General features: G+C 68.8%; 26 protein-coding genes, 1 other RNA gene and 2 pseudogenes. 13 read left to right on the forward strand and 16 right to left on the reverse strand.

Going from position 1 to position 24,037, the window contains the following annotated elements; all coding sequences use genetic code 11:
* Positions 1 to 58: 58 nt before the first annotated feature.
* From AC25YV_RS12430 to AC25YV_RS12475, 10 genes are all read right to left on the reverse strand, one after another.
* Positions 59 to 472, reverse strand: coding sequence for a hypothetical protein (locus AC25YV_RS12430; RefSeq protein WP_488124171.1), 414 nt, complete (start codon positions 470 to 472; stop codon positions 59 to 61).
* Positions 462 to 647, reverse strand: a complete 186-nt coding sequence (locus AC25YV_RS12435; protein WP_488124172.1) for a hypothetical protein — start codon at positions 645 to 647, stop codon at positions 462 to 464. The genes AC25YV_RS12430 and AC25YV_RS12435 overlap by 11 nt, the downstream gene beginning before the upstream one ends.
* A complete protein-coding gene (locus AC25YV_RS12440; RefSeq protein ID WP_488124173.1) occupies positions 644 to 877 on the reverse strand; it encodes a hypothetical protein in 234 nt (77 codons plus the stop codon). The genes AC25YV_RS12435 and AC25YV_RS12440 overlap by 4 nt, the downstream gene beginning before the upstream one ends.
* A gap of 19 nt (positions 878 to 896) precedes the next feature.
* Complete coding sequence (locus AC25YV_RS12445; protein ID WP_488124174.1) at positions 897 to 2,597, reverse strand: hypothetical protein; 1,701 nt, start codon at positions 2,595 to 2,597, stop codon at positions 897 to 899.
* A gap of 1 nt (position 2,598) precedes the next feature.
* On the reverse strand, positions 2,599 to 3,642 hold the full coding sequence (locus AC25YV_RS12450) for a hypothetical protein (protein WP_488124175.1): 1,044 nt from the start codon (positions 3,640 to 3,642) through the stop codon (positions 2,599 to 2,601).
* 52 nt (positions 3,643 to 3,694) lie between these two features.
* A complete protein-coding gene (locus AC25YV_RS12455; RefSeq protein WP_488124176.1) occupies positions 3,695 to 5,227 on the reverse strand; it encodes a hypothetical protein in 1,533 nt (510 codons plus the stop codon).
* Between the two features lie 85 nt (positions 5,228 to 5,312).
* A complete protein-coding gene (locus AC25YV_RS12460; RefSeq protein WP_488124177.1) occupies positions 5,313 to 5,627 on the reverse strand; it encodes a hypothetical protein in 315 nt (104 codons plus the stop codon).
* Positions 5,628 to 6,269: 642 nt separating this feature from the next.
* Complete coding sequence (locus tag AC25YV_RS12465; protein WP_488124178.1) at positions 6,270 to 7,712, reverse strand: AAA family ATPase; 1,443 nt, start codon at positions 7,710 to 7,712, stop codon at positions 6,270 to 6,272.
* A 456-nt stretch (positions 7,713 to 8,168) separates the two neighbouring features.
* Positions 8,169 to 8,345: a hypothetical protein gene (locus AC25YV_RS12470; protein WP_488124179.1), complete on the reverse strand. Its 177-nt coding sequence runs from the start codon at positions 8,343 to 8,345 to the stop codon at positions 8,169 to 8,171.
* On the reverse strand, positions 8,342 to 9,823 hold the full coding sequence (locus AC25YV_RS12475) for a recombinase family protein (protein ID WP_488124180.1): 1,482 nt from the start codon (positions 9,821 to 9,823) through the stop codon (positions 8,342 to 8,344). The genes AC25YV_RS12470 and AC25YV_RS12475 overlap by 4 nt, the downstream gene beginning before the upstream one ends.
* 11 nt (positions 9,824 to 9,834) lie before the next feature.
* Here AC25YV_RS12475 and AC25YV_RS12480 point away from each other — a divergent pair.
* From AC25YV_RS12480 to AC25YV_RS12510, 7 genes and pseudogenes are all read left to right on the forward strand, one after another.
* Positions 9,835 to 10,710 (forward strand): annotated as a pseudogene (locus AC25YV_RS12480) (TadA family conjugal transfer-associated ATPase); the annotation flags it as partial.
* Complete coding sequence (locus AC25YV_RS12485) at positions 10,707 to 11,564, forward strand: type II secretion system F family protein (protein ID WP_488124181.1); 858 nt, start codon at positions 10,707 to 10,709, stop codon at positions 11,562 to 11,564. The pseudogene AC25YV_RS12480 and the gene AC25YV_RS12485, both read left to right, overlap by 4 nt.
* Positions 11,561 to 12,478, forward strand: coding sequence for a type II secretion system F family protein (locus tag AC25YV_RS12490; protein WP_488124182.1), 918 nt, complete (start codon positions 11,561 to 11,563; stop codon positions 12,476 to 12,478). Before AC25YV_RS12485 ends, AC25YV_RS12490 begins: the two co-directional genes overlap by 4 nt.
* A gap of 19 nt (positions 12,479 to 12,497) precedes the next feature.
* On the forward strand, positions 12,498 to 12,686 hold the full coding sequence (locus tag AC25YV_RS12495) for a hypothetical protein (protein ID WP_488124183.1): 189 nt from the start codon (positions 12,498 to 12,500) through the stop codon (positions 12,684 to 12,686).
* On the forward strand, positions 12,686 to 13,096 hold the full coding sequence (locus AC25YV_RS12500) for a TadE/TadG family type IV pilus assembly protein (RefSeq protein ID WP_488124184.1): 411 nt from the start codon (positions 12,686 to 12,688) through the stop codon (positions 13,094 to 13,096). The genes AC25YV_RS12495 and AC25YV_RS12500 overlap by 1 nt, the downstream gene beginning before the upstream one ends.
* The gene (locus tag AC25YV_RS12505; RefSeq protein ID WP_488124185.1) at positions 13,071 to 13,535 is read left to right on the forward strand and encodes a TadE family protein; all 465 of its coding nucleotides are present in this window, start codon (positions 13,071 to 13,073) and stop codon (positions 13,533 to 13,535) included. Before AC25YV_RS12500 ends, AC25YV_RS12505 begins: the two co-directional genes overlap by 26 nt.
* An 8-nt stretch (positions 13,536 to 13,543) precedes the next feature.
* A complete protein-coding gene (locus AC25YV_RS12510) occupies positions 13,544 to 13,972 on the forward strand; it encodes a pilus assembly protein TadG-related protein (RefSeq protein WP_488124196.1) in 429 nt (142 codons plus the stop codon).
* A gap of 25 nt (positions 13,973 to 13,997) precedes the next feature.
* On the opposite strand, the gene AC25YV_RS12515 is transcribed toward AC25YV_RS12510, so the two are convergent.
* Positions 13,998 to 15,278, reverse strand: coding sequence for an MFS transporter (locus AC25YV_RS12515; RefSeq protein ID WP_488124186.1), 1,281 nt, complete (start codon positions 15,276 to 15,278; stop codon positions 13,998 to 14,000).
* A gap of 20 nt (positions 15,279 to 15,298) precedes the next feature.
* Here AC25YV_RS12515 and prfB point away from each other — a divergent pair, with 20 nt between their 5' ends.
* Complete coding sequence (gene prfB, locus AC25YV_RS12520) at positions 15,299 to 16,408, forward strand: peptide chain release factor 2 (RefSeq protein WP_488124187.1); 1,110 nt, start codon at positions 15,299 to 15,301, stop codon at positions 16,406 to 16,408.
* Between the two features lie 4 nt (positions 16,409 to 16,412).
* On the opposite strand, the gene AC25YV_RS12525 is transcribed toward prfB, so the two are convergent.
* Positions 16,413 to 16,841 carry an Lrp/AsnC family transcriptional regulator gene (locus tag AC25YV_RS12525; RefSeq protein WP_488124188.1) on the reverse strand — a complete coding sequence of 143 codons (429 nt, stop codon included), beginning with the start codon at positions 16,839 to 16,841 and terminating at the stop codon, positions 16,413 to 16,415.
* 59 nt (positions 16,842 to 16,900) lie between these two features.
* On the opposite strand from AC25YV_RS12525, the gene AC25YV_RS12530 reads away from it, so the two are divergent.
* A complete protein-coding gene (locus AC25YV_RS12530; RefSeq protein ID WP_488124189.1) occupies positions 16,901 to 17,536 on the forward strand; it encodes a LysE family transporter in 636 nt (211 codons plus the stop codon).
* Positions 17,537 to 17,554: 18 nt separating this feature from the next.
* Here AC25YV_RS12530 and AC25YV_RS12535 read toward each other — a convergent pair whose 3' ends face one another.
* Entirely contained in the window at positions 17,555 to 18,964 is a 1,410-nt protein-coding gene (locus AC25YV_RS12535; protein ID WP_488124190.1) for an HNH endonuclease signature motif containing protein, read from the reverse strand.
* A 207-nt stretch (positions 18,965 to 19,171) separates the two neighbouring features.
* On the opposite strand from AC25YV_RS12535, the gene ftsE reads away from it, so the two are divergent.
* The 3 genes from ftsE to smpB all read left to right on the forward strand — a co-directional run bounded on the left by ftsE (position 19,172) and on the right by smpB (position 21,752).
* Complete coding sequence (gene ftsE / locus AC25YV_RS12540; protein WP_488124191.1) at positions 19,172 to 20,278, forward strand: cell division ATP-binding protein FtsE; 1,107 nt, start codon at positions 19,172 to 19,174, stop codon at positions 20,276 to 20,278.
* On the forward strand, positions 20,275 to 21,189 hold the full coding sequence (gene ftsX, locus AC25YV_RS12545; RefSeq protein WP_488124192.1) for a permease-like cell division protein FtsX: 915 nt from the start codon (positions 20,275 to 20,277) through the stop codon (positions 21,187 to 21,189). The genes ftsE and ftsX overlap by 4 nt, the downstream gene beginning before the upstream one ends.
* 86 nt (positions 21,190 to 21,275) lie before the next feature.
* The gene (smpB, locus tag AC25YV_RS12550; protein ID WP_488124193.1) at positions 21,276 to 21,752 is read left to right on the forward strand and encodes an SsrA-binding protein SmpB; all 477 of its coding nucleotides are present in this window, start codon (positions 21,276 to 21,278) and stop codon (positions 21,750 to 21,752) included.
* Positions 21,753 to 21,767: 15 nt separating this feature from the next.
* On the opposite strand, the gene AC25YV_RS12555 is transcribed toward smpB, so the two are convergent.
* Both AC25YV_RS12555 and AC25YV_RS12560 read right to left on the reverse strand, forming a co-directional pair.
* On the reverse strand, positions 21,768 to 22,433 hold the full coding sequence (locus AC25YV_RS12555) for an SIMPL domain-containing protein (protein WP_488124194.1): 666 nt from the start codon (positions 22,431 to 22,433) through the stop codon (positions 21,768 to 21,770).
* A 25-nt stretch (positions 22,434 to 22,458) separates the two neighbouring features.
* Complete coding sequence (locus tag AC25YV_RS12560; protein WP_488124195.1) at positions 22,459 to 23,070, reverse strand: hypothetical protein; 612 nt, start codon at positions 23,068 to 23,070, stop codon at positions 22,459 to 22,461.
* Positions 23,071 to 23,208: 138 nt separating this feature from the next.
* Here AC25YV_RS12560 and ssrA point away from each other — a divergent pair.
* Positions 23,209 to 23,578: a transfer-messenger RNA gene (ssrA, locus tag AC25YV_RS12565) on the forward strand.
* Positions 23,579 to 23,811: 233 nt separating this feature from the next.
* Here the strand turns inward: ssrA and AC25YV_RS12570 are convergent.
* Positions 23,812 to 24,037, reverse strand: a pseudogene (locus AC25YV_RS12570) (hypothetical protein); the annotation flags it as partial.

Raw genomic sequence — 24,037 nt, forward strand, 5'->3', positions numbered from 1 at the left:
TGAACACCCCGACCCCTACCCGTCAACCAAAGTAGGGGCAGTCCCATCTCGGGCATGATTACTCCTCCTCGGGAGTGGGTACTTCGTACTTGCAAAGGGCAACGACTGGGACTGTGTAGAACGCGCCGCGTGCATCCACGCCCTTCTGGGCGTCGGACCATTCGAGATCCGGGAGCGAGTCGAGCGCGGCGAAGAGGGCCGGCAGGAGGGCCATGAGCCGCCGCGACCCCTTGATGAGGTCTTTCTCGGGCGAGGCAAGCTCGAGCGCGAACGTCACGGCGAAGTACCCGCCCGCCATCCGGCCCGTACCCGGCCACTCGATCGAGACGTCGGTCTGAAGGTAGGAGAGCGTGGGGGAGAGCACGTTACCGGGCGTTCCGTTTGCCGCGTCCTGGATCTTCCAGTCCGCGGGGAGCGCGGCCGTCAGTGCGGCCTCTAGTTCGGTGTCGACGCTCGTGAAGTCAAAAGACATCTGCGACCCCCGACGTGGGGCGGATGATGCTGCGGACGGTCTTGTCCAGCGGACGGGGCGTGAAGGTGTAGCCCTGCGCGCCGATGTCGCCGTTCTCGTCGGCGGTGCCAGCGGCCCACAGATTCTTGGCCTGCTGGAGCTGGGCGTAGACGTAGCGGTCAGGGATCGTGCTCACGGCGTGCCTCCGTCCAGGGTCCAGTAGTCGGGGTTGTCGGGGTCTGGCACGAGCACGCCGCCCGCGTCGTCTTCGTCCACCTCGGGGAGCGGGGCGTAGGCGATGACCTGCTCGCGAGCGACGGCGAGGATCATCTCGCACAGCTCGACATTCTCGATCGGCGCACCGGGCCACGCCGCCACGAGGCGCTGCTGCGCCTCTGGCGTGCTTGCGGTGTACCACTCGGCCATCTGCCTACGCCCCCTCGGTTCAGGCGTCCGCGGTGCCGAAGGCGACAAGCGCCTCGGGGCGGACGACGAACGTCTCGAGGTAGCCGATGACTGCCTTGTCGACGCCGCCGCGTGCGATGTCGAGGGCGTCGAGCTTGATGGGCGTGGTGCCCTGCTCGCGGAACTCGATGGCGGCCTTGGCACCAGCCACGACGGCAGGCTCGGCGTTGTCGAAGCCAGCGGCAGCGAAAGCCTCGTCGGGAGCGCGCTTGACGATCACGCTGTCGCCGCTGCCGGTGCCGTCGCCCTTGACTACGAAGGTGACGTACTCGGGTACCTGATCCTTGGGCGTGAAGCGCAGCTGGCGCCACGCGGCGCGGTTCACGAGCGCGAAAGACGGGTCGTCGTCTGCGTCGGTCACGGCGTCGATGGCATCGATAACCAGGCCCATCGCCTCGGGGTACTCCGCGGGGTAGGCGCCAGCGGCCTCGATGTTGGCGCCGGCCGCGCCTGCGGCGGTGTTGAGGATGTCGGCCAGCGCGTCGAGGTCGGTGATCTTCGCGTAAGAGTCCACGACGCCCTGCACGAAGGCCTCGATGATCTCGGCGCCGCCTTCGAGGTCGAAGAACTCTCGCGCGATGTCGGCGGCGAAGCCGTACTTGCGCAGCGTCGCCGAGAGGACCGACGTGCTCGCCGAGCCGGTGGGCAGCTCGGTCTTGTTGCCGTTCCACGGCTTGACGAGCGCGGTGCCCTGGTCGAGCTTGAAGCCCTTGCGGCCGCCGAGCTTGATGCCGTAGCCGTGCGTGCCGAGGTCGAGGTACTTGCGGGCGTAGGTCTTGCCCTGCCAGACCTTGCCGACCCATTCCGGCTGGAGCACTCCCGCGGAGGTGAGTGCACCGGTGCCCGAGGTCTTGATGTCGGCGAGGGCGGCGAGGAGGGTCTCGGCGTCTGCGACGGATGCGTCGGCGCCGCTCTTGACCGCCGCCATGCTGGCGAAGATCGTGCCCAGCTCGTAAGCCTTCGTCACGGCGTCGACATTCGAGGCGCCAGCCAGGAGCGTCGCGGGGGCGGTCGTGGTGGTGGTGCTGGCCGAGATCTCCCCGGCCGTGAGCGTGTCAGTCACTGCTGACTCCTCTTCTTGGTTGTCCTCAGCCGGGGTGGCTTCGGGGGTGTAGGTCGCCGTGTCGCCCTCGGGCGTGGTCACGGTGATGTCATCGGGGAGTGAAGTCGAGAGCACGCTGAGGCGTCCGTCCTCGTCGGGGGCGAGCGTGGTGTGGAGTTCGACCGGCGCGAGTTCGGTGTCTTCCGCGGCGAGGAGCGTGGCTCCGGCGAAGGCAGGGCGCTCCACGACGGCACTGCCGAAGATGCGGCCGGCGATTGCGCGGCCGTTGCGGATCTTCACGTCGGCGGCCTCGACGGACAGGTGCTTGCGCTTGCCGTCCTTGGCGTCGGCGAAGGCCTTGCGGCCCGCAGGAGTGTTCGCGAAGCGCATGGCGGCGAGGATGCCCTCGGGCTGTTCCCAGACGCGCGTGAGGCCGCCGACGACATCCTCGCGGCGGTGCTCGATATTGAGCGCGGCGCCGGTGGGGTCTTCGGGGATCTCAAAGACACCGGGATCGACCTCGAACTCGCCGAGGTTGCTGCGGGCCTTGACACCGAACGGGACGAGGAGTCCGGTGGCGGTCAGGTCTTCCGCCGAGAACTCGAGCGTTCCGGCGTCGATGATGACGTGATCTGTCATGTCAGTCCTCGAGGATCGGGGGAGTCGTGGGGGTGGGGACCGCGAACAACTCGGAGCGGTCGAAGGCGATGTACTCGCCGGGTGCGCACACGTCGTCCAGGGACAGGCGCGCGGCGATCGCGTCGGCGAACTGGCGCGATCCGAGGTCAAAAAGTTCGCTGCGCTGGTCGCCCTTGCCGCTGTAGTTCATGTCGCCGCCGCCGCTAGCTTTCGCGCCCTCGATGATCGAGGCAGGTACGGAGGCGTGGTTCGCCATGTCCAGGCGGATGCTGTTGGTCGCGGAGTCGAAGAGGTCGACGGACTTGTCGCCGTGCTCGGTGACCTTCGCGTAGGAGGGTGTGACGCTGACGCTGTGCTTGCGGCGCGTGTCCGCGTACTGCTTGGCGAGCTTCTCCTTCTCCTTTGAAGACATCTCATCGAAGCGCGCGTCGGTCAGGTGGATCTCGGTGCCGGCGGGCGGTGCGGCCATGCGGTTCTGGCGAGCGTGCTCCAGCGCGCGTGCCTGACGAATGGTGTCGATAGCGTCCGCCATCACGCCGTTGGCGCCCAGCGGGATCAGGATGAGGCGCTGTGTGTAGGTGCGTGAGATCGCCTCATCGACATGGACGTTGCCTGCCTGGTCGAGCTTCCACAGCGAGCGGGGGATGTGCAGCGCGTCGGCGATCTGGTCGCCGCTCAGCTCGCAGCCGAGGAGCGCCCAGCCGTGAAGGAACAGGTCGCCGACAAGACCCTTGGTGCGGATCAGGGGCGGGATGCCGGTGCGGGTGTTGCTCAGCCATCCCGGCTGAGTGGCAACCTTCTGGCCGGCGCTGTACAGGCGCAGCGGCATGGCGCCCACGGTGTCTTGGTGCACCTGCATCGCGCGCTTGAGAGGCCCGACGCGCAATGCGATCTCGGGCGTGACGATGCTCGGGTCGACGCCGAAGATCTCGCCGGCGATAGCGGTCTCAAGGGAATCTTGCGGACTGAAAGGCGACGCGATCGCCGGCGAGACCGCGGACGGGGTGCCGTATGCACTCTTGATGACTCGCGACCAGATACCCATTGACAATCAGTCTACCGGCTGATATGGGCGCTAACTCGATGGGGCAGACTGCTCAGTCTGACCCTGCGAAATCGGCCAGTGGCGATCGATATGCCCGCTCATCCTCCAGGGCGTGCACCGCGAGCGCGGCGGCCTCGATAGGCGTGATGTCGTCTTGAGGGCGCTTGCGAACGTCGGGACGGCCAAACGCCCAGCCGCTGCCGGTGCCGAAAGCGCGCTTCACAGCGATCTCTGCCGCCGCGTTCATTTCGTGCTGGTCGTGGTGGCGCAGTCCGCCCTCCCGAAGTAGGCGCAGGAAGCCGACCGCGCCACGCTTGATGTCGACGGAAACGAGGCCCCGCGCCGGGGGAGCGGGGCGCGCCGCGGCGAGTTCGGCCATGACGTTCGCCGTCGCGGCTGACTGCGTGTCCCACGCGATCGGTCGGCCCACCCTGCGCGCGATCGTGAGCACCTTCTTGGCCAGGCCCTGCACGCCCGCCTGGTGATGAAGAAGCGCAACGTGTGTGCGTCCATCGCGCTCGCGCCACGCCTGCACGAGCGAGGCCGTCGTGGCGTCCGGATGTACGAACAGAGCGAGGGCCGAGACCTTCGGTTCGCGCGCGGTTCCCAGAGGCAGCGCGGCGGCCGTCCAGAGCGGCTGGGGGATAAGTGCGACATTTGATCCTTCCTCGCCGAACAGACCGAGGATCTCCGCGGGGAAGCTCTTGCGCATCGCGGGTGTGTTGAAGTCGTCCTCAATCGCCTCCAGCGGGGTCGACCACGGGATGCCGGGATGCGCGGCGAGCACCAGCTCGCGCACGGTGTCCCAGTCCTCGAGGTCTTCGGGGTCGATGTCGTCGTGAACGGCGTGGCGCATCACCCCGGCGCGTGGGTCGCTGAGCGCGTCCCAGAGCAGGTTTCCCGCCCGGTACTTGCCGGCGGTGCCGGAGAGGATGAACTGCGCCCCGGCGCGCGTGTGCAGGGTCGGGCGGATGGAGGCGACGAGATCCTCGCCGAGGTCCGGCTCAGCCTCGCCCGCCTCGTCAACCCAGGCGACATCGAACGCGCCGGATCGGAAGCCATCACCGTTCGGGCTGAAGACGTTGAAGTAGCTGCCGTGCGGCCACACGATGCCCTCGGCACCCTTGCTCAGCTCGATCTTGAAGGGACGCTCGTGCTTGTCCGGGTAGAGCCGCTCGAGGTGTGCGGCGATGTCCTTCTTGAACCGCTCGCCCGCCTTCGCGCCGGTCGTCGCCAGCGTCCATCCGACGAGGTAGTCCTCGCGGATGGAACAGCGGCCCATGAGTACGCACTGGACCGCGGTGGTCTTCGTGGTGCGCCGAGGCTCCAAGATGCCGTTGAGCTTGTGGCCCGCGGTGAGCATGTCGGAGATCGCGAGCTGAATCGGTGTCGGCCCGACGTACTCGCCGGCGTAGTTGCGTCGGCGGTCGAGGCGCAGCAGGCGCGCACCCTCCAGGAATTCGCGCCGGGACTCCTCTGTGGTGACCAGCTCGGTGGCATGCAGCGGAGCCGGGAGGCGCTCGCGGCGCTCGAGCCAGGTCGCTTCGTTCTGGAGATCGGCGAGCGTCGGGTGTGCTTCCGTCATCGGTTCCTCATCTCGGGGGAGGGCGACGGAGTTGGGCCGAAGGCGGGGGTTGCTCCGATCGCTCCCCAAAAAAACGGCGCGGGCGTCACTGCACCCAACCCGGTGGCTGGAATGTCGCGCCGCCCTTGCCGGCGTTCGTGATGCGTGCACCGATCCGCCCGCCGTGCGCACGGTTGCCGATGCACCATGGGGTCGCCGTGCGATGCTCGGGTGCGGCGTTGTCGATGCCCTCTCCGCCGAGCGGCGCGAGGTGGCCCACGTCGTAGGGCGTGCCCTCGTCGATGACCTGCCCGCACCGCCAGCACGTCACCTCTTCGCCCCGCTCCCACGTCTGGCGCACCTGCGCCCGAATGATGCGCACAGTGCGGCGCCACTCGGGAGTCGCGTGCTTCGCTGTCATGCTCGCCCCGCATGCGTCGCCCACTCGCACCGCGCGTCGGCTAGGCGGTGGAGCCCCACGCCGAGGAAGCTGTCGCCGCACGCGCACACGGCAACCGCGGTGATCCCCGAGTTGTCGTCGCGAGGATCGACCGCCAGGTCATGAGCGTGGTCGATCCTCGGTAGTGCGACCCGGCGCTTGATCGGGGTCAGCGGCCGACCTTCCCGCTCTTGCAGGCGATGAATCTGGCACAGCCCGAGCGAGACACTCGGCCATCCGCAGTCATCGAATGCGCAGAGTGCTAACTCAGGGGGTGCGTAGCTTGTCATAGTGGTCACTACCAGGCTACGCCGCTGGTGGGGAGCTAACGCGGTGCGCTAGCTTGCGGCGCATGGGGCGACTGGAGATGAAAGAGCAGGGGGCATGTCCCTCGTGCGGTGCGGGCGCACACATCGTCGAGCGGCCTTCCGGGGACGACTACAACGCCGGTGGACTCGCGCATGCCCCCGCGTACATCTACCGATGCCGTCGAACCTCTGCGCATTGGGGCCCTGTGCCCGAACGGTTTGAGCCGGACTTCGATTAGCCCCGACCCTCCGCAAGCAACCACCCCCCGCCCTATATAGGGAAGGGGGGTGGGTGCTACTGCTTGGGAGACATCCCTCACTGCATGGGGTGCAGTGTCTTCATGTTGCGTAGGCCGACCTCGATGCGGATAAGGCCTGCTCGTTCCGCCTCGGTGGCGAGCTTCGAGGCGGTGTTCTTGGAGACCCCCCGGATGCCGGCCGTCTCAAGGTCGGAGAGTCGGCATCCGGGGTTATGTGTCACGTACTCGCCGATGCCGTTCACGCTCTGCCCCTTGCGTGCCTCTTGCACGTTGCCGGGTGCGTACGCGAGACGGTGTTCGTCATAGAGGCTCGCGAGGCCCTTGTCGATGTCGACGCCGCGCCCGTAGGCGTCGAAGAAGCGGAAGCTGCGTGGGTCGTTCGGGTCGTCGCGGGTGAGATTCCAGATGGCATCTCCCCACCCTTCGAAGCTGGAGTCTCCGGCCGCGCGCTCGGCGTGGTGCCCGTGGTGGTGCGCGACGATGCTCTCGCGTATGCCCGCCTCCACCTTGAGGGCATCGAGCGCGTCCAGGAACACCCCAACCTCGTTCCACTCGTTGAGCTTCAGGGCGCGCAGGATTGGGCGCAACGGGTCCAGAGCGAGGCATTCGGCTCCGGCGTCGGACAGCTTGCGAGCCCAGAGCGAGCGCACCCGGTCGTCGGTGATCGCGAACGTACCTGCGCGCCCCTTCATGGACTCGACAAGCACCACGTTTGCGGGCGTGCTGATCCGTTGCCCTCTCAGCCATTCCTGGAGCATCGCGGGGGGCAGCTCGAAGTCGAGGAGCGCGACGCGCCTCGCTTGGGGCGTGTCGAACTCGTCCAGGAAGGGCGTAGCGTCCGCGAGCGCGCGCACAAGGTTGTGCGTCACGCGCGTCTTGCCGGCTTTGCGCTGCGCGCTGAAGGCGATATTGCCGCCGATCGGCCATAGGCGGTCGACCGCGAACCGTTCCAATTCGACGGGCTGCGACAGGAGCGCGCCCAGACCCACTGTCGGCGCCATCTCGACCGCCTCCGCCCTCGCTGCCGCGACAAGCCGCTGCGCGTCGTCGCGTACCCGGATGCGCTCGACTTCCTTCTCGACGGCCTGCGCGTGCTCGGCGCCCTTGCGAGCGTGCTCGGCCTCCTGACGTTCGCGTGTCGCGCGTTCGTCGGGCGTCTCCGGCGCGGGCAGGCCGTCGCGCCGCGCCATCGCCTTGGCCTCCAGCCACGCCCGCCGCGCGAGTGCCTGCTCTTCCGAGGAGATCGCGGCGTAGTCGGCCACGAGAACGTCTGTCGGGTCGAGAGCGAAGAGTGCGCGAGCTTCGGCTGCCCACCGCGCCGCTTCGCCCTCGTGGTGCAGAGCGGTTCGCACCTCGTCGGCAAGCGCACGGCGCGCGTTGCTCAGGGCGCGCTCTTGTGCTCGGGACTGGTACTCCAGCCCCTCGGGCGACGCGAGCCAGGCGTCAAGCTCGGCGCGCGCGCGCTCGGCTTCCGCGTCCCAGTCCGTCGCGGCGATCACTGCGTCGCGAGCTTCGCGCCGCTGGCGCGCGGCATACCACTCATCGAAGGGTTCCGACTCGACGCCCATCGCTTCAGCGAACTCGACGCATTCGAGGTAGGTGGGCGCGCTCATGCTGCGCCCCCTTCGATCGGCTTGCGGACTTCAACGCGATCCACGGAAGTCCACGGGACGAAGTTCCGTCGGGTGAAGCCTTGATACGTCGCGACGATCGTGACGCCTACGCCATCCTCGTCGGCGATGGTTCCGACGAGCGGGGGGAACCCGTTGCCTCGAGGGAAGATCGTGACTCGTTGGTCCTGGGGAAGCATGCTGCCGCCTCTCTGCTCTGGCGGCTCGACTCCCTAGTTTCTCGCTGCCGATCTGTCTGCCAGCTGTTTCTGACATGTCAATTCTACCGGCCCAGGAGGAGCTAAGCAGGTGATCAAAACCGCCGTTGACCGGGGTATTCCATATCTAGCCCGCTGCGCAGAAGGTGCAGTCAAAGCACGCGCCGCGCTCGTGCTCGCACCTCTCGTCTAGTAAGCGGAAGCCCGCGATGCGGAGGTCGGCGGCGTCCTCGGGGGACAGCGCGAGGGAAGCCAAGGCGCGCGCCCAGGCGGTGTGTGCGGCGAGGCGGGTGGTGGTGTTCATGATGGTTCTCCTTCGGTGATGGTGTGGTGCGCGTAGCGGACGCTGATGCGCTTGGCGCCCTTGCGGACGGCGGTGCGCGGGTTGGCGGTGATGATGAGGGTCGCGGCGATGAGTTCGCGCTTCTCCTCAAGCGTGAGTGACCGCCAGTGTTCGAGGAAGGCCGCGCTGACCTCGGCCTCGTGCTCGCCGTCCGCGGCGTTGAGAAGCGCGCCAAGGTCGAGCAGGCGAGAGGCGACGGCGGTCGCACCGCGGCGCGCGCGGTCGCGGCCGGCCTCTTCGATCTCTGTGTCGATCGCCCGCACGCGGTCCTCGATCCTGCGAGTGCGCGGCGCCACGCGCGCGGCGTCCAGCGTGCCGTCTGCGATCGCGTCGGCCAGTCGTTCGTATTGGCCGTTCAACTCCGCGCGCTCGGCGAGAAGGGCGGTCACCTGCGGCGGCTCATCGATCTGGTCGAGGCCCGCGCCTGCCCGATCCGCGAGCGCGCCCAGCACCCACTGGGGCACGAAGCGGTCGGCCTCCTCGGCAGGCACTGCGGCATGCATGCGCCCCTCGACCGGCCGCTCCGGTCGCCCCGAACAGCGGTAGCCGGGGATGCGGCCTCGGGTGCCGCCTGCGTCGATGCGGTTGGATCGCATCGACCCGCCGCACGAGCCGCACACGATGAGGCCTGACAGCAGGTGCGAGGGCTTCGCCCCGGCGTTCGTGCGCCGCTTCGGATCGGTGAGGATCGCGACGACCTGGCGCCACTCGGCATCTTCGAGGACCGGCTGCCAGTCGCCAACGACGCCTTCGACAATCTCGCCACGCAGGACGACGTGCCCCGCATTGCGCGGGCGGCGGAGGACCGCCTTGACCGCGGGAGTCGACCACGCGGGCGCACCTTTGCGGGTCGGCACTCCGCGACGGTTCCACTCGGTCGCGATTGCGAAGAGGGTCGCGCCCTCGAGCACGCCCCGCGCGGCCGATGCGATGTGCGGTGCCTCGTCGGGGTGCAGCGTGACGCGATCCTCCAGCCAGCCGAACGGACGCGGGCCGTTCTTGTAGGTGCCTGCGAGCGCGCGGCGTTCGTTTCCTCGCCGAGAGCGCTCGGACTTCCTCTTGACCTCGAAGCGTGCCGCCACGGCATCATTCAAGAACTGCCGCTCGCCCGCCGCGGTCGTGAGGTCAATGTCGCCGTCGAGGGTCAGCAGGCGAGTGCCGAGGTCCACGAGGTCGAGCGCGTCGCGGAGTCCGCGGGCCAGCCGGTCGGAGTCGGTGACCACGACCACATCGATCGCGCCCGCCTTGATATCTGCGATGAGCCGCGCCCACGCCGTGCCGCGGTCACGTGCGCGCGATGCGCTCGTGTCGTTGTCCGTGTACGCGCCGGCGAAGTGCCATTCGCGTTCGGCGATCATGCGGCGCGCTCGCCGTTCCTGGTCGGCGGCGCCCTCAGCGTGGTCGACGCTCTGTCGGGAGTAGGAAGCAGCATTGAGCATGCCTCAAGTCAAACATGCCCGACCGCATCTTCGTCGCCCGGGCGGGGGTGTCCGAACGTGTGCCGCTCGTGCTCACCGACACGGTCGTGCGCGACCTCGTCGAACGGATGCTGCACGCTTCGGGTCGTCGCATCGATCTGTCGCAGCCGTTCGTCGATGCGTCGCTGCCCGACGGCAGTCGACTGCACGTGGTCATTCCGGATATCACCCGGCGCCACTGGGCCCTCAACCTGCGCAAGTTCCTGCCCGCGTTCCGCGACCTGGCGGGGCTCGTCGCCTCGGGCGCCCTTCGGCCCGACGGTGCGCGTCTCCTCGCCGACGCGGTGCGTGCGGGGCGGAGCATCCTGGTGTCGGGAGCCACCCACGCCGGCAAGACGACCCTGCTCGGTGCGCTGATCGCGGCGTGCCCGCCCGAGCACCGGATCGTGACGGTCGAGGAGACCTTCGAGCTCGCGGTCGACGCGCCCGACCTCGTCGCGCTGCAGGGACGACAGTCGAGCTTGGAGGGCACGGGCGAAGTGACGCTGAGACGCCTCGTGAAAGAGGCGCTGCGGATGCGCCCTGACCGCCTCGTCATCGGAGAGGTGCGCGGCGCTGAGGCACTGGACCTCGTGCTGGCGCTCAACACGGGTGTCCCCGGCGCCGCGACGATCCACGCGAACACGGCTCGCGAGGCGCTCACGAAGCTCGTCGCGCTGCCGCTCCTGGCCGGACGCAACATCGACGCGGCATTCGTCCTGCCGGCTGTGGCGGGTTCGGTCGATCTCGTCGTGCAGTGCGAGCGGGATGCCGCGGGTCAACGCCGCGTGGCCGAGATCGTGGCCCCCACGGGCGTCGAGGGCGGCACGATCACGGCGCGCACGCTGTACCGGGCGGACGGGGTATGACCGTCGTGCTGGGCGCGGCGCTCGCCGCAGGGCTGCTGCTCGCGGTCTCGCCCTGGCTGTGGCCGGACGGCATCCGCCGGTCGCGCACACCGGATGCGGGGCGGGTGGCTCGGCTGCTCGACGAGGCGGGACTCGCACGGGTCGCCGGATGGCAGCTCGGTGTCGTGTCGCTGTGCGCCGCGGCGCTCGCTGCCGCGGGAGCGTGGCTCATCGTGCCCGTCGCGCCGATCGCGCTCGTCGCCGCGGGGGCGGGCGGCTCTGCACCCCTCGCGTTCGTACGTGCGCAGCGCACGCGACGGCGGCGCTCCCGGCGCGGGCTGTGGCCCGACGTGTGCGATCTGCTCATCGCTTCCGTGCGAGCTGGGATGGCGCTGCCCGATGCGGTCGCGAGCCTCGCCGATTGCGCTCCGATCGAGCTCCGCGCCGCCTTCACGGCGTACCGGCTCGACCTCGCGGCATCCGGTCACTTCGATTCCAGCGTGCGGCAACTCAAGGCCGCGCTCGCCGACCCCGTGGCCGACCGCATCGTCGAGACACTGCGGATGGCGCGGCAGGTCGGGGGGACCGAGCTCGGGCCGATCCTGCGTTCGCTCGCCGCATCGGTGCGCGCCGACGCGGCTCTGCGCGCCGAGGTCGAGGCGCGTCAGTCATGGGTGCGGGGTGCGGCCGTGCTGGGCGTCACGGCACCGTGGGTGATCCTGGCGCTCCTCGCGGTGCGGCCCGAGGGGGCGAGCGCGTACGCGAGCGCCGAGGGCATCGTGCTCGTCGTGGCCGGGGCGGTCGTCTCGGCCGTGGCCTACCGCATCATGCTGCGTATCGGGCGCCTGGCCGAGCCGCGGCGGTGGTTCGCGTGAGCGTCGCGACCGATGTCGCCGTCGCCGTCATCCTGGGGGCAGCGTTCGGGGTGGGCGTCTGTCTGTTGGTCGCGGTCGCGCCGCGCTGGGGTGCGGTGTCGCTCGCTCAGCGTGTGGGGCCGTACATCCGCGACGTGACCGACCCGAGCGGCACCACGTTGCCGGCCGCGCAGGACCTCATCGCCGTGTGGCGCGTCGTGCAGCATCGGTTCGCCCGCGTCATGGGCGGTGCCCCGTCACTGGAGTGTCGGCTGCGGCAGGCGGGCTGGGCGATGGATGCTGCGCGGTTCCGCGGCCGCCAGCTGACGTGGGCGATCGCGGGCATCGGCCTGGGCGGTGTGCTCCTCGTGGCGATCGCGCTCGCGGACCGGGCGTCGCCGAGCATGTGGGTCGTGCCGCCCCTGGCGGGTGTCGCTGCCGTCGTCGTGTGCGACGTCGTGCTGACCCGAGCCGCCCGCGCCCGCGTCGCGCGGATCGAAGAGGAGCTGCCGACACTGTGGGAGTTCCTCGCGCTCTGCCTGTCGGCGGGGGAGGGTGTCCTCGATTCGCTGCGGCGCGTCGGCGACGTCGGCGCGGGTGAGATGACGAGCGAAGTGCGCGGTGTCGTGCTGGCTGTCGGCACGGGGTCACCGCTGCCGGAGTCGCTGTCGGGGCTGTCGGAGCGACTCGATGTTCCTGCGCTCTCGCGCGGCGTCGACCAGCTCGTCGCCGCGATCGAGCGTGGCGCGCCGCTCGCCCACGTGCTGCACGCGCAGGCGCTCGACGCACGTGAGGACGCCAAGCGGGGACTCCTCGAACGTGCGGCGCGCAAAGAGATCGTGATGCTCGTGCCGCTTGTCTTCTTGATTCTGCCTCTCAGTGTGATCTTCGCCGTCTTCCCCGGGGTGCTGATGCTCCGACTCGGAATCGGCTGACCGAAGGAAAGGACCTTTCATGCGATCCCTCTTCACCCGTGCGCACGCCGCACTGCGGGACATCCGAGACGACGAACGCGGAGACGTTCCCGGCTGGGTGCTCATCACCCTCATGACGGCCGGACTGGTCGTCGTGATCTGGGCGCTCGCCGGACCCGCGCTGTCGGGGCTGTTCGAACAGGCGATCTCGCGCGTCGCCGGGTTCTGATGCGCGGCATCCGTTCTCGCCTCGGCGCGGCGCTGCGCGATGACGGGGGATCGGCGCCGGTCGAGTTCGTACTCGTCGGGGTGCTGCTGACCGCACTAACGCTCGCCGTGCTGCAGCTCGGGCTGGCGGTCTACGTGCGCAACGTCGTGCACGATGCGGCCGTCGAGGGGGCGTATCACGCGGCGCTCGCCGACACGACGACCCTCGACGGCGAGCGGCGCACCCGCGAGATCCTCACGTACACGGTCGGTGCCGGGTACGCGACGGACGTGCGGGCGAGCGACGGGAGTGCCCTCGGCCACGACACGGTCGCGGTGACGGTTCGCGCGACGCTGCCGCTCGTCGGGCTGTGGGGCGCCCCCGGGATGCTGGAGGTGACGGCGCATGCGCCGGTCGAGTCGTTCGGGTGAGTCCGACGATCCCGAGCGGGGCTCCGTGGCGCTGGAGTTCATCGTCGTCGGGCTCGTGCTGCTCGTGCCCATCGTCTATCTCGTCGTCGCGCTGGGCATGATCCAGACGCAGGCCCTCGGCACCGAAGCCGGTGCGCGGCACGTCGCGCGGGCGATTTCGACGGCGGCCGACACCACGGATGCCGCGGCGCGCGCGGACGCCGTGCTCGCGTCCGTCGCGCGCGAGTACGGCATGGATGCGGGCCGTGTGAAGGTCGCGATCGCGTGTGCACCGGCGACCGTGCCCTGCCCGGCGGCGGGTGCGACCGTCGTCGTGACCTTGCGTACAGCGGTGTCGCTGCCGTTCGTGCCGCCCATCCTGGGGCTCGACCGCCTCGCTGTCGTTCCCGTCGAGGCCCGGGCGGTGCAGAAGGTCTCGCGGTTGTGGGGCGGGCTGTGATCGGGGTGCTGCGGCGCCGTCTCGGCGGCGACGGCGACGGCGAGCGCGGTAGCATCCTGATTCTCACGATCGGCTACGCGCTGTTGGCACTGGTCACGGTGCTCGTGTGCGTCGACGCGACGAGTCTGTATCTCGCGCAGAAGCGGCTCGACGCCGTGGCGGATGCCGCCGCGCTTGCCGGCGCCGACGGATTCACCGTCGAGGTGTCAGAGGGCGAGCCCATCGCGCGCCTGACCTCTGGTGGGGTGTACGCGCAGGCATCGGCGTTGCTCGACGTCGTCGCGCACGATGCGCGTCTCGTCGCGGCGTCGACGCCGGACGGCATCTCGGCGCGCGTGACGGTCGCGAGCCCGTGGCATCCGCCCGTCTTCACGCTGTTCGTGCCCGACGGGGTCGCGCTGCAGGCGACGGCGACGAGTCGCACAGCACTGCGGTGAACGGCGCAACCCGTGCCGCCCGCTGCTACGTCGGCGCGAAGCGGGGAACCCAGCGGATGAATGCGAGGGCGCCGACAAGACCGACGACGCCCATCAGGCCGGTCGCCACCGAGAGGGATGCCGCGGCGGCGACGCCCGACACCACGAGCGGCGCGACGGCCCCGCCCGCATCGGTGAGGGTGCGCCACGACCCGAGAAAGGGTGCGGGGTCGGTCCTCGGCGCGGCATCGGCCCCCAGTGTGAGCAGGATGCCGCTGGACAGCCCATTGCCGACGCCGAGCACGGCGGCGAAGAGGGCGAACCACATCGCCGATTGCTCGAGGTCGTGCGTCAACGACAGGGCGACGAAACCCGCGCCCATCAGGATCATGGCGGGAAGGGCCGCCCAGAGGCGTCCGAAGCGGTCCATGACCTGGCCGCTCGCGTAGAACAGGGCGAAGTCGATCGCCCCCGACACGCCGACGACGAGCGCGATGGTCTGCGCGTCGAGGCCGATCGACACGCCCCACAGGGGAAGCACGACCTGGCGTGCGGACCGCACGGCCGACAGCGACGCCGCGGCACTGCCGAGCCGGGCGAGCACCCCGCGGTAGCGCCACATCGTGCGGAAGACGCCGATGGGCGCGGCGGTCGGGATCGATCCGGTGACGGGTTCGCCGGTGTCTTCGACCGCGGCGGGGTCGGCGGGAGTCGTCGCGACGGCGGCGAACTGCTTCTCGGGGTCGGGCCCGAGCAGCACGAGCAGCACCGTCGCGACGAGGCACACGCCGAAGAGCCAGATGGCGGCGTGCTCGTCGCGGAAGATCGCGAGGAGTGCGGCGGCGGCGAACGGCCCGATGAACATGCCGAAGCGGAACGTTCCGCCCAGCAGCGACAGGGCGCGGGCGCGGAAGGCGATGGGCACGCGCGTCGTCATGAACGAGTGGCGCGCGAGTCCGAAGGCGGCGGCACAGAAGCCGACCAGGAGGATGGCGAGGGCGAAGACCCCGAGCGACGGTGCGAGGGCGAGCACGACGACGCCGGCAAGAGCCACCGTGCCGGCGATAGCCATGGTGAGGCGTTCGCCGATGCGTGCGACCGCCCAGCCGGCGGGAAGGTTTCCGCACAGCTGTCCGACGACGAGGGCGGATGCCACGAGCGCGGCCGTCGCGAGATCGGCACCCAGCTGCGCTGCGATGACGGGGATGAGGGGGATGACGGCGCCCTCGCCGAAGGCGAAGAGCACGGTCGGACCGTAGACCATGGGACCGAACCGCCACAGTACGTCCCGGGCGCGAATGGGGTCCGCGTGATCCGTCACGCCCATCCACGTTACTCTGGACTGTGATGCTCGAACTCGATCTTTCCGACGACATCCAGGCGCTGCGTTCCACCTTCGACGACATTCGCGCCGTGGTGGACGTCGACGCACTCACCGCCGAGATCGCGCGCCTCAGCGAGGCTGCCGGTGCGCCCGACCTGTGGGACGACGTCGACAAGGCGCAGAAGGTCACGAGCGCTCTCAGTCACCGCCAGTCCGAGTACAAGCGCATCGCCGACATCGAGCGGCGCCTCGACGACCTCGACGTGCTCGTCGAGCTCGCTCTCGAGATGGATGACGAGGACTCGGCCGACGAAGCGCGCAAGGAGCTCGCCGAGCTCGAGAGCCTCATCGGTCAGCTCGAGGTGCAGACGCTTCTCGACGGCGAGTACGACTCGCGCGGTGCCGTCGTCACGATCCGCTCCGGCGCCGGCGGCGATGACGCCACCGACTTCGCCGAGATGCTGCTGCGCATGTACCTGCGCTGGGCCGAGCGTCACAAGTACCCCGTCAAGGTCATGGACACCTCGTACGCCGAGGGCGCCGGCATCAAGTCGGCGACGTTCGAGATCGACGCCCCCTACGCCTACGGCACGCTGTCGGTCGAGGCCGGCACGCACCGCCTCGCCCGCATCAGCCCGTTCGGCTCGGCCGACAAGCGCCAGACGTCGTTCGCCGCCGTCGAGGTGATCCCGGTCATGGAAGAGGCCGTCGAGGTCGAGATCCCCGAGAACGACATCCGCGTCGACGTGTTCCGCTCGTCGGGCCCCGGCGGCCAGTCGGTCAACACGACCGACTCTGCCGTGCGCCTCACGCACCTGCCGACCGGCATCGTCGTGTCGATGCAGAACGAGAAGTCGCAGATCCAGAACCGCGCCGCCGCGATGCGCGTGCTCCAGACGCGCCTCATGCTGCTCCAGCGCGAAGAAGAGGCCGCGAAGAAGAAGGAGCTCGCGGGTGTCATCACGGCGAGCTGGGGCGACCAGATGCGCTCGTACTTCCTCTACGGTCAGCAGCTGGTGAAGGATCTGCGTACAGGTTACGAGGTCGGAAACCCCGCGTCGGTGTTCGATGGAGACCTCGACGGCCTCATCGCCGCAGGCATCCGCTGGCGCAAGCGCAAGATCGAAGACTGACGCCTCAGCGCAGCGCGAGGCGCGTCTGCGTCTGTGCTCCGCCGGCATCCTTCTTGATTCTGCGGAGTAGCTGATCGAGATCGCTCATGTCGCGCACCCTCACGCGCAGCAGGTAGTCATGCGGACCGGTGACATGCACGGCGTCGCGGATCTGCGGCACGCCTCGCACCCACTCCAGGAAGTCGTCTGAGTCGCGGTCTGTGTGCAGGCGCACGTCGATGAAACCCTCGAGGTGCGCCGTGGGGTCAGGCGCATCCGTCGCCAGGATGGCCTGGTAGCCGACGATGACGCCCGTGTTCTCGAGGCGTCGCACACGGGCTGCCACGGCATTCGTGCTGAGGCCGATCTGTCGTCCGATGCTGCTGAATGATTCGCGGCCGTTCTCGCGCAAATGACCGAGGATCTTCTCGTCGAGGGCGTCCATGCTGCTCATCATCTCAGGATGACCGTGAATCGCGCTGTCGGATGTCGCCGTCGCGTGATGCTCGGTGCATGGATCTCGGTGTCGCCCTGCTCTCGGGGCTGGTCGCGGGCCTCGCCCTCGCGATGCCGCTCGGTGCGATCGGGGTGCTCTTGGTGCAGGAGGCGGCCACGCACGGCGGGCGCCGTGGACTGACCGCCGCCGCGGGCGTCGCGACGACGGATGTGATCCTGTGCACGGTCGCCGTGGCGGCAGGCTCGACGGCCGCACCCGTGATCGCCGAGTGGGCACCCTGGCCTCAGATCATCGGCGGCTGCGCGTTGCTCGCGCTCGGCGCGTGGCGGCTCATGCAGGCATCTCGCTCCGCCGGTCTCGCGCCACGGGCACGGGAGGCAGGTGCGTCGGCACGCCGGTTCATGCTGTTCGTCGGGCTCACCGTGGTCAACCCGACGACGGTGATCTACTTCGCCGCCGTCGTCACCGCGATCACCGGAGTGACGTCGTCGTGGGGGAGTGCGGCGGTGTTCGTGCTCGCCGTTGGCGTGGCATCCTTCGCGTGGCAGGCGCTGCTGGTGGGAGTCGGTGCGTTCTTGCGCGCGCGCTCGGCGCCGCGACTGCTCGGGCTGTCGCCCTTCATCGGCAACGGGATCGTCGTTGCGCTGGGCCTGGCGGTGGCCGTCAACGCAGCGCTCACGTTCGCGCGCTGAGCCCCGGGGCGGGTGCCGTCAGGTCGTGAGGAGAGCGTTTCGAAGCCGGGTCGGCGAGGTGGTGACGGCTCGCCACTGACCAGCGGAGTCGTACCAGAGCGGCGCGCGCACCTGAGGCACACCCCGCATCATGCGGATCGCCCAGCCACTGGACTCGAGGAATCGATGGTGGAACCAGCAGACCAGCACCCCGTTGTCGGTGTGGGTCGGTCCGCCCGCGGAGTGCTCGGTGACGTGGTGGATCTCGCACCAGGCCGCGGGAACACCGCACCCCGGGATCACGCACCCGCCGTCACGAAGTGTGATCGCGCGCCGCTGGCGGCGGTTGAAGACCCGCTCCTCGGTTCCCAGTCGCAGAATGCGGCCTTCGGCGTTCAACGTGATGCGCTGGATGACCGAGCCGCACGAGATGTGCTGCGCCGTCGCCATCGACACGGGCCGGGTGAACCCATCGATGTGCGCGTAGCCGGTGCCGCGTGCGACGTCTTCTGCGCGAACCGAGACGACAAGGGTCGGGGCGGCACCGCCGATCGTGGGCAGCTCGCCACTCGAGGCGGCCACCGTCAGGACGGTCGCGAGCACGTCATGCCGTTGCTGCGCACGCGAGCGGGTGTCGGCCGGCCCCGAAGAGTCGTCGGCGTCGGCAGGCTCGTCGACGAAACGCACGCCCTCGACCCGGGGCGACAGCATCGCGTCGCAGAGCCGCTGGAACTGCGCCGCGACTTCGGGCATGAGGGTGCCGCGGATGGGCACCCCGGCATCGGTGGGTGCACCGAGCGTGACGCCACGGCGATATGCGGCGAGGCGATCGCGCGGTTCGGCGCCGTCTTGATCGAGCGCGATCTGCCAGGTCTGCGCCTGCACCCGCAGCAGATCAGCGCACGCCGGTGGCGCACCGTCAGGCCCCTCACCGGTCGCCACCGCCGCGAGCAGCCGATCGGCTGTGCTGAGCGCCTCGCGCGAAGCGCGGTGCCCGGTCGCAAGCAGGGGCGTGGCGATCGCCAGGACACCGTCGACGCCCACCGCGCCATCGAGCATCGCCCGGCGCAGGGCTGGAAGCCTCGGCTCTAACCGTTCGCCGCTGACGAGCGCACGCTCACCGCACACGCCCTTCGCCGCGCGCAGCAGGCGTGCGACGGTCGGCGGACCCTGCAGCGTCGTGCGCTGGAGCAGCTCGTTGACGTCGTGGCATCCGAATCGCGAGGTCATCCGGTCTTCGACGACACCTGTCGCCGACCGAGCCACGACTTCATCACCCGCTTCGATCAGCAGAGCGTCGAGACGGCGCTGCACCCGGGCCGCTGTCGACAGCACGAGCAGCAGGTGCTCATCAGGGGCCCGCCGCAGGCCGTCATCATCGCGGTGCCGCTCGAGCATTTCGCTCGCGAGCGCGTCGAGCGACTCGAGCTGTGCCAGGAGCGGGTTCATGCCTCAATCCTGGTGACCCCTTCCGACATTCCGGCCCCGATTTCACCCAGATCCAGGGCTCTTTCTGAAATCTGTGGATGACCTCTTTCGCGGCCTCCTGGGGAGGGATCGATGAGCGCCACGCCGCCCCGTCGCGCGAACTCTCGGACGCACCTCCCGAGTGTCGCTGGAAGCCACCGCATGACTCCCGCTTAGGCTCATTGAGCCATGATTCGGTTCGAGAACGTCACGAAGCGCTTCCGAGGCACCCCGAAGCCCGCGCTGAGCGATGTCGACTTCGAGGTGCAACGCGGGGAGTTCGTCTTCCTGGTCGGTGCATCCGGCTCGGGAAAATCGTCGTGCCTGCGACTGATCCTGCGCGAAGAGGTGCCCTCTGAGGGGCGCGTCGTCGTGCTCGGTCGCGATCTGCGCACGCTGTCCAACCGCAAGGTGCCGTACTTCCGCCGGCACATCGGAGCGGTCTTCCAGGACTTCCGGCTGCTGCCGACCAAGACCGTGTTCCAGAACGTCGCGTTCACCCTGCAGGTGATCGGCTCGTCGCGTGGTTTCGTGCAGCAGGCCGTGCCCGAAGTGCTCGCCCTCGTGGGCCTTGCGGGCAAAGAGAAGCGATTCCCGCATGAGCTCTCGGGTGGCGAGCAGCAGCGCGTCGCGATCGCCCGCGCTCTGGTCAACCGGCCGCAGGTGCTGCTGGCCGATGAGCCGACCGGCAACCTCGACCCCGCGACATCCGTCGACATCATGCAGCTGCTGGCGCGCATCAACGCCGGCGGCACGACCGTCGTCATGGCGACCCACGAAGCCGGCTTCGTCGATCAGATGCAGCGACGCGTCATCGAGCTGCACCACGGTGAGATGGTCCGTGACGAGCGCCACGGTGGGTACGGCGACACCTCTGCGATCCCGAGTCTGGCCCCCGAGCCCGAGAAGGGCGCGGCCGCGGTCGCCGCCCTCACCGCCGTGCTCGAACTGCACCGCGAGATCGTCGAGACAGGCGTCGTGGATTCCGAAGCGGTCGATGCCGCCGTCGCCGCGGCCACCGATGCCGCCGAGCCCGTGCTCGAAGCGCGCGCGATGGCGGCGACGGATGCGGCGATCACCGAGTCGGCCGAGCAGCTCGCGCGGGCCGAAGAGGCCGCGCCGGCCGTCGAGGCACCCGCACCTGAGCCGCAGGCCGCGTCCGAACCGGTCACGCCGCGCACGAATCCCATTCCCGTCGTCGAAGCGATCGAGATGGATGTCTCAGAGCTTGGGCTGGCTGATCGCCTGGGTCTTGCCGACGCGGGTCGCGACGACGAAGTGGGGCCGACATCATGAGGGTCGGGCTCATCCTCTCTGAAGCGTTCTCTGGCCTGCGCCGCAACGCGTCGATGGTCGTTTCCGTCGTGCTCGTCACCTTCGTCTCGCTCACCTTCGTCGGCGCGGCCGTGCTCATGCAGATGCAGATCGGCACGATGCGCGACTTCTGGGTCGACCGCGCGCAGGTGAAGATCTTCATGTGCACCGATGTGTCGACCGAGACGACGTGTACCGACGGCGTCGCGACACCCGAACAGCTGGCCGACGTCGAGGCGAAGCTCGAGAGCCCTGCGCTGACGGGGCTCATCCGCGGCGTCCAGTTCGAGAACCGCGACCAGGCCTATCAGAACGTCATCGACCTGCTCGGTGAGGACTACGCGAGCGTCGTCGCACCCGAGAGTCTCAACGAGACGTTCATCATCAGCCTCGTCGACCAGCAGCAGTCCGACGTCATCATCGAAGCGTTCTCGGGCACCCCGGGCATCGAAGAAGTGCGCGACGAGATGCAATACCTCGAGCCGCTGTTCGCCGCGCTCACCGTCGCGACCTATATCGCCGTCGGCATCGCCGGCCTCATGCTGATCGCCGCGGTCCTGCTCATCGCGACGACCATCCGTCTGTCGGCATACGCCCGTAGACGCGAGATCGGGATCATGCGGCTGGTCGGTGCATCCAATCGGTTCATCCAGACTCCGTTCGTGCTCGAGGGTGTCTTCGCAGCGCTCATCGGCTCGGTGCTGGCATCGGGCACAGTGCTCGCCGGCGTGCACTTCGGGGTCAACGGTTACCTGCGTGAACGGGTCAATTTCGTCACGACCTGGGTGGGGATGACCGAGGCCTGGCTCGTGGTGCCGATTCTGATCGTGATCGGCATCGCCCTCGCGGCGTTGTCGGCAGGTTTCGCGATCCGGCGCTGGCTCCGCGCCTGATTTCCGCGAGAATGCGCGGTTGATAGACTGACGGGCTGTCGCGCGCCCGAACCCGGGGATGCGGCATCCGATATCGAGGAGGGCCCATGCCCAGGGAACGCGGCGAGCAGGTCGTGGCGACCAACCGCCGCGCGCGTCACGACTACACGATCGAGAAGACGTATGAAGCGGGCCTCGTGCTCACGGGAACCGAAGTGAAGTCGCTGCGTCAGGGGCGCGCGAACCTCAGCGACGGCTACGCCTACATCGACGGCGGCGAGGCGTTCCTTGACGCCGTGCACATTCCCGAGTACTCGCAGGGGCACTGGACGAACCACGCCGCGAAGCGCACGCGCAAGCTGCTGCTGCACAAAGCCGAGATCGTCAAACTCTCGCACGCAGTGTCAGCGGGCGGCTATACGCTCGTGCCGCTGAAGCTGTACTTCTCGGACGGCCGGGCAAAGGTCGAGATCGCCATCGCGAAGGGCAAGCGCGAGTACGAGAAGCGTCAGACGCTCCGCGAGCGCGAAGACAAGCGCGAAGCCGAGCGCGCGGTGCGCTCGCGCAACCGCCTCGGCGACTGAACGATGGTCAGCGATTCACCGTGCGGTGAATCGTGCTTCGACGGCCGCCGAGACCACGATGTCCTTCGGCTCGAACTCGAAGGCGGGGCCTGCGGCCTCGGCGCGGAATGAGGCGTTCGCCATGCGCAGCATCTCTGGCGGCGCGCCGCTGTCACCGTGCGTGAGCAGTCCGACGTCGGCGATCTCGACGGGGGTCACGCTCGACAGTCCGATCGCCGACGCGTAGGCGGTCGCGCGATCCACGGCGACGCGCACGGCCTGTGCGGCGACCGCGGCCTCGGCGTTGCTCTCGGACTCGGGCGTCAGGCTCCAGGAGACCCCGTCGATCTGCACGCCCTCGCGCTCGGCCACGTCGGTGAGCCACCACGACAGGGCGGCGAAGTCGGTGAAGGTGGCCGTCAGCTCGACCGAGGCGTAATGCACGAGGGCGAGCTGCGTGCCCTCGTTGTTCCACGGGCGGTTCGCCCAGAGCGACACACGCTGGCTCGACCAGTCGGCGACGCCGCCCGCGAGCTTGCGTGCGGCAAGATCGTCACGCAGGGGAGCCGTGAGCGCAGAGATCCGCTCGACGACCTCGCCGCGCTCGGGTCCTTCTGCCCGCACGGTGATCGTGGCGACGGCCTCTTCGGGGGCAACGCGGGTCTCGTGTTCTCCACGGACGGTGATGATCACTTCGCTCATGCAGAGACTCTACGTGTGGGTGCGGTCAGCCGCCCTCCGGCGTCCAGCCTTCGGGCACGCGCACCAGCACCAGCTCGGATCGCGTGCCCGCGCCGGCGATCCACCCGTCGGCCAGCAAGTAGGTGATGCCATAGCCGTTCGCGTCGGTGACGACGGCGAGGCTCGGGTCGATCGTGAGATAGAGCCCGTCGGGCGTCTCGTCGGCTAAGTACTCGCCGCTGCCGGTCAGTGAGCTGGTGACGGCGGCTGCCTCGGCGGCATCCATCGGAGCCCACCCGAACCACGAGAAGTTGTCGGTGCCGACCGAGTGGTCCAGCATCCACTGGCAGGCCAGGCCGTCCTCGAACGGCTGGCTGCCGACGGTCCACGGGGGGTTCGGACGTTCTTCCCCTGTCCAGCCGAATGCCGTGAAGTCGGAGACGGCTTCGGGGGTGATGATCGATTCGCACGTGAGAGCGAGTGGTTCGGCTGTCGGGGTGGGCGTGGGCGTCGGAGTCGGAGTCGGGGTGGCCGTCACGGTGGGCGACGGGGTGGTGGATGGCGCGGGCGCAGCGCCCGAGGAGCATCCGGCGAGTGCGAAGCCGAGACACAGCGCGATGAGCACGACGGATGTTCGGCCAGAACGCTGTCGGTTCATGGCGCCAGGGTAGCGGCTAGACCGTGTCGTGGGAATGGCGGGGGAGCGGCATCTGTTGTAAGTTGGGATGCTCGGGTTCGCCCGAGGAAAGACACAACTCCACAGAGTGACAGCGGTTCCCTTCGAGAGAAGGTTCACGGGGATGATCGGTTTCGACATTGCTTGCGAATCCACGAGAAGCGGGCCGAGGATGCAGGGTTATCTCGTCAACGCTCCCTGCAAAACTATAGTTGCCGATGCAAAGCGCAACGACTTCGCCCTCGCTGCATAAGCGAGCCCGATAGTCCGTCAGGCCGTGGTTGATTCCGACACGGTTCCTGGCGTCATTTAGGAATCTTGCTGCGTGATGGCGTCTGGACGTCACGCGGGACTCTTTCCAGGCTGGGCCTGTCGACTTAGTTGTCTGTGACAAATGTCGGGGCCGAGTAGAACGTCTGCACAGACTGCGCCCGGAGAATGCGCGGAGACTCAGCGATGGACGGGGGTTCGATTCCCCCCATCTCCACAAACCGTTGTCACGGAACAAGGCCCTGAAAGCCGCGTAGTCACGCGGGTTTCGGGGCCTTTGTTCGTTGGCGGTCAGGCGCCCTGAAGCCAAATCGCCCACAAATCGCCCACAAACTTCCGGCGCATATTCGTCGAATAGCGTGTCCGAAAGCCGCTAGTTGCCGTTTTCGCGGTTCTCGCGCTGCGGGTGCGTCACCCGCTCGTTGAGCGAGTGCAGCGAGATGAAACTCGCAATCAGTTCGCCCAGAGGCGGCCGACATCCGCGTTCAGCCCGCCCTGATTCATCCGTTCGGCGACATCCGCGAGGTCGTCGTCGAACAGATCGGCGTACGTGTCGAGTGTCATCGCGGCAGACTGGTGTCCCAGCATTCGCTGCACTGCCTTGACGTTTGCACCCGACGAGATCGCCAGGCTTGCGGTCAAGCCCCAATGCGTGGTGTAGCCGTTGGTAATCCTTCTG

It is taken from the genome of Microbacterium sp. Y832, from assembly GCF_057669765.1.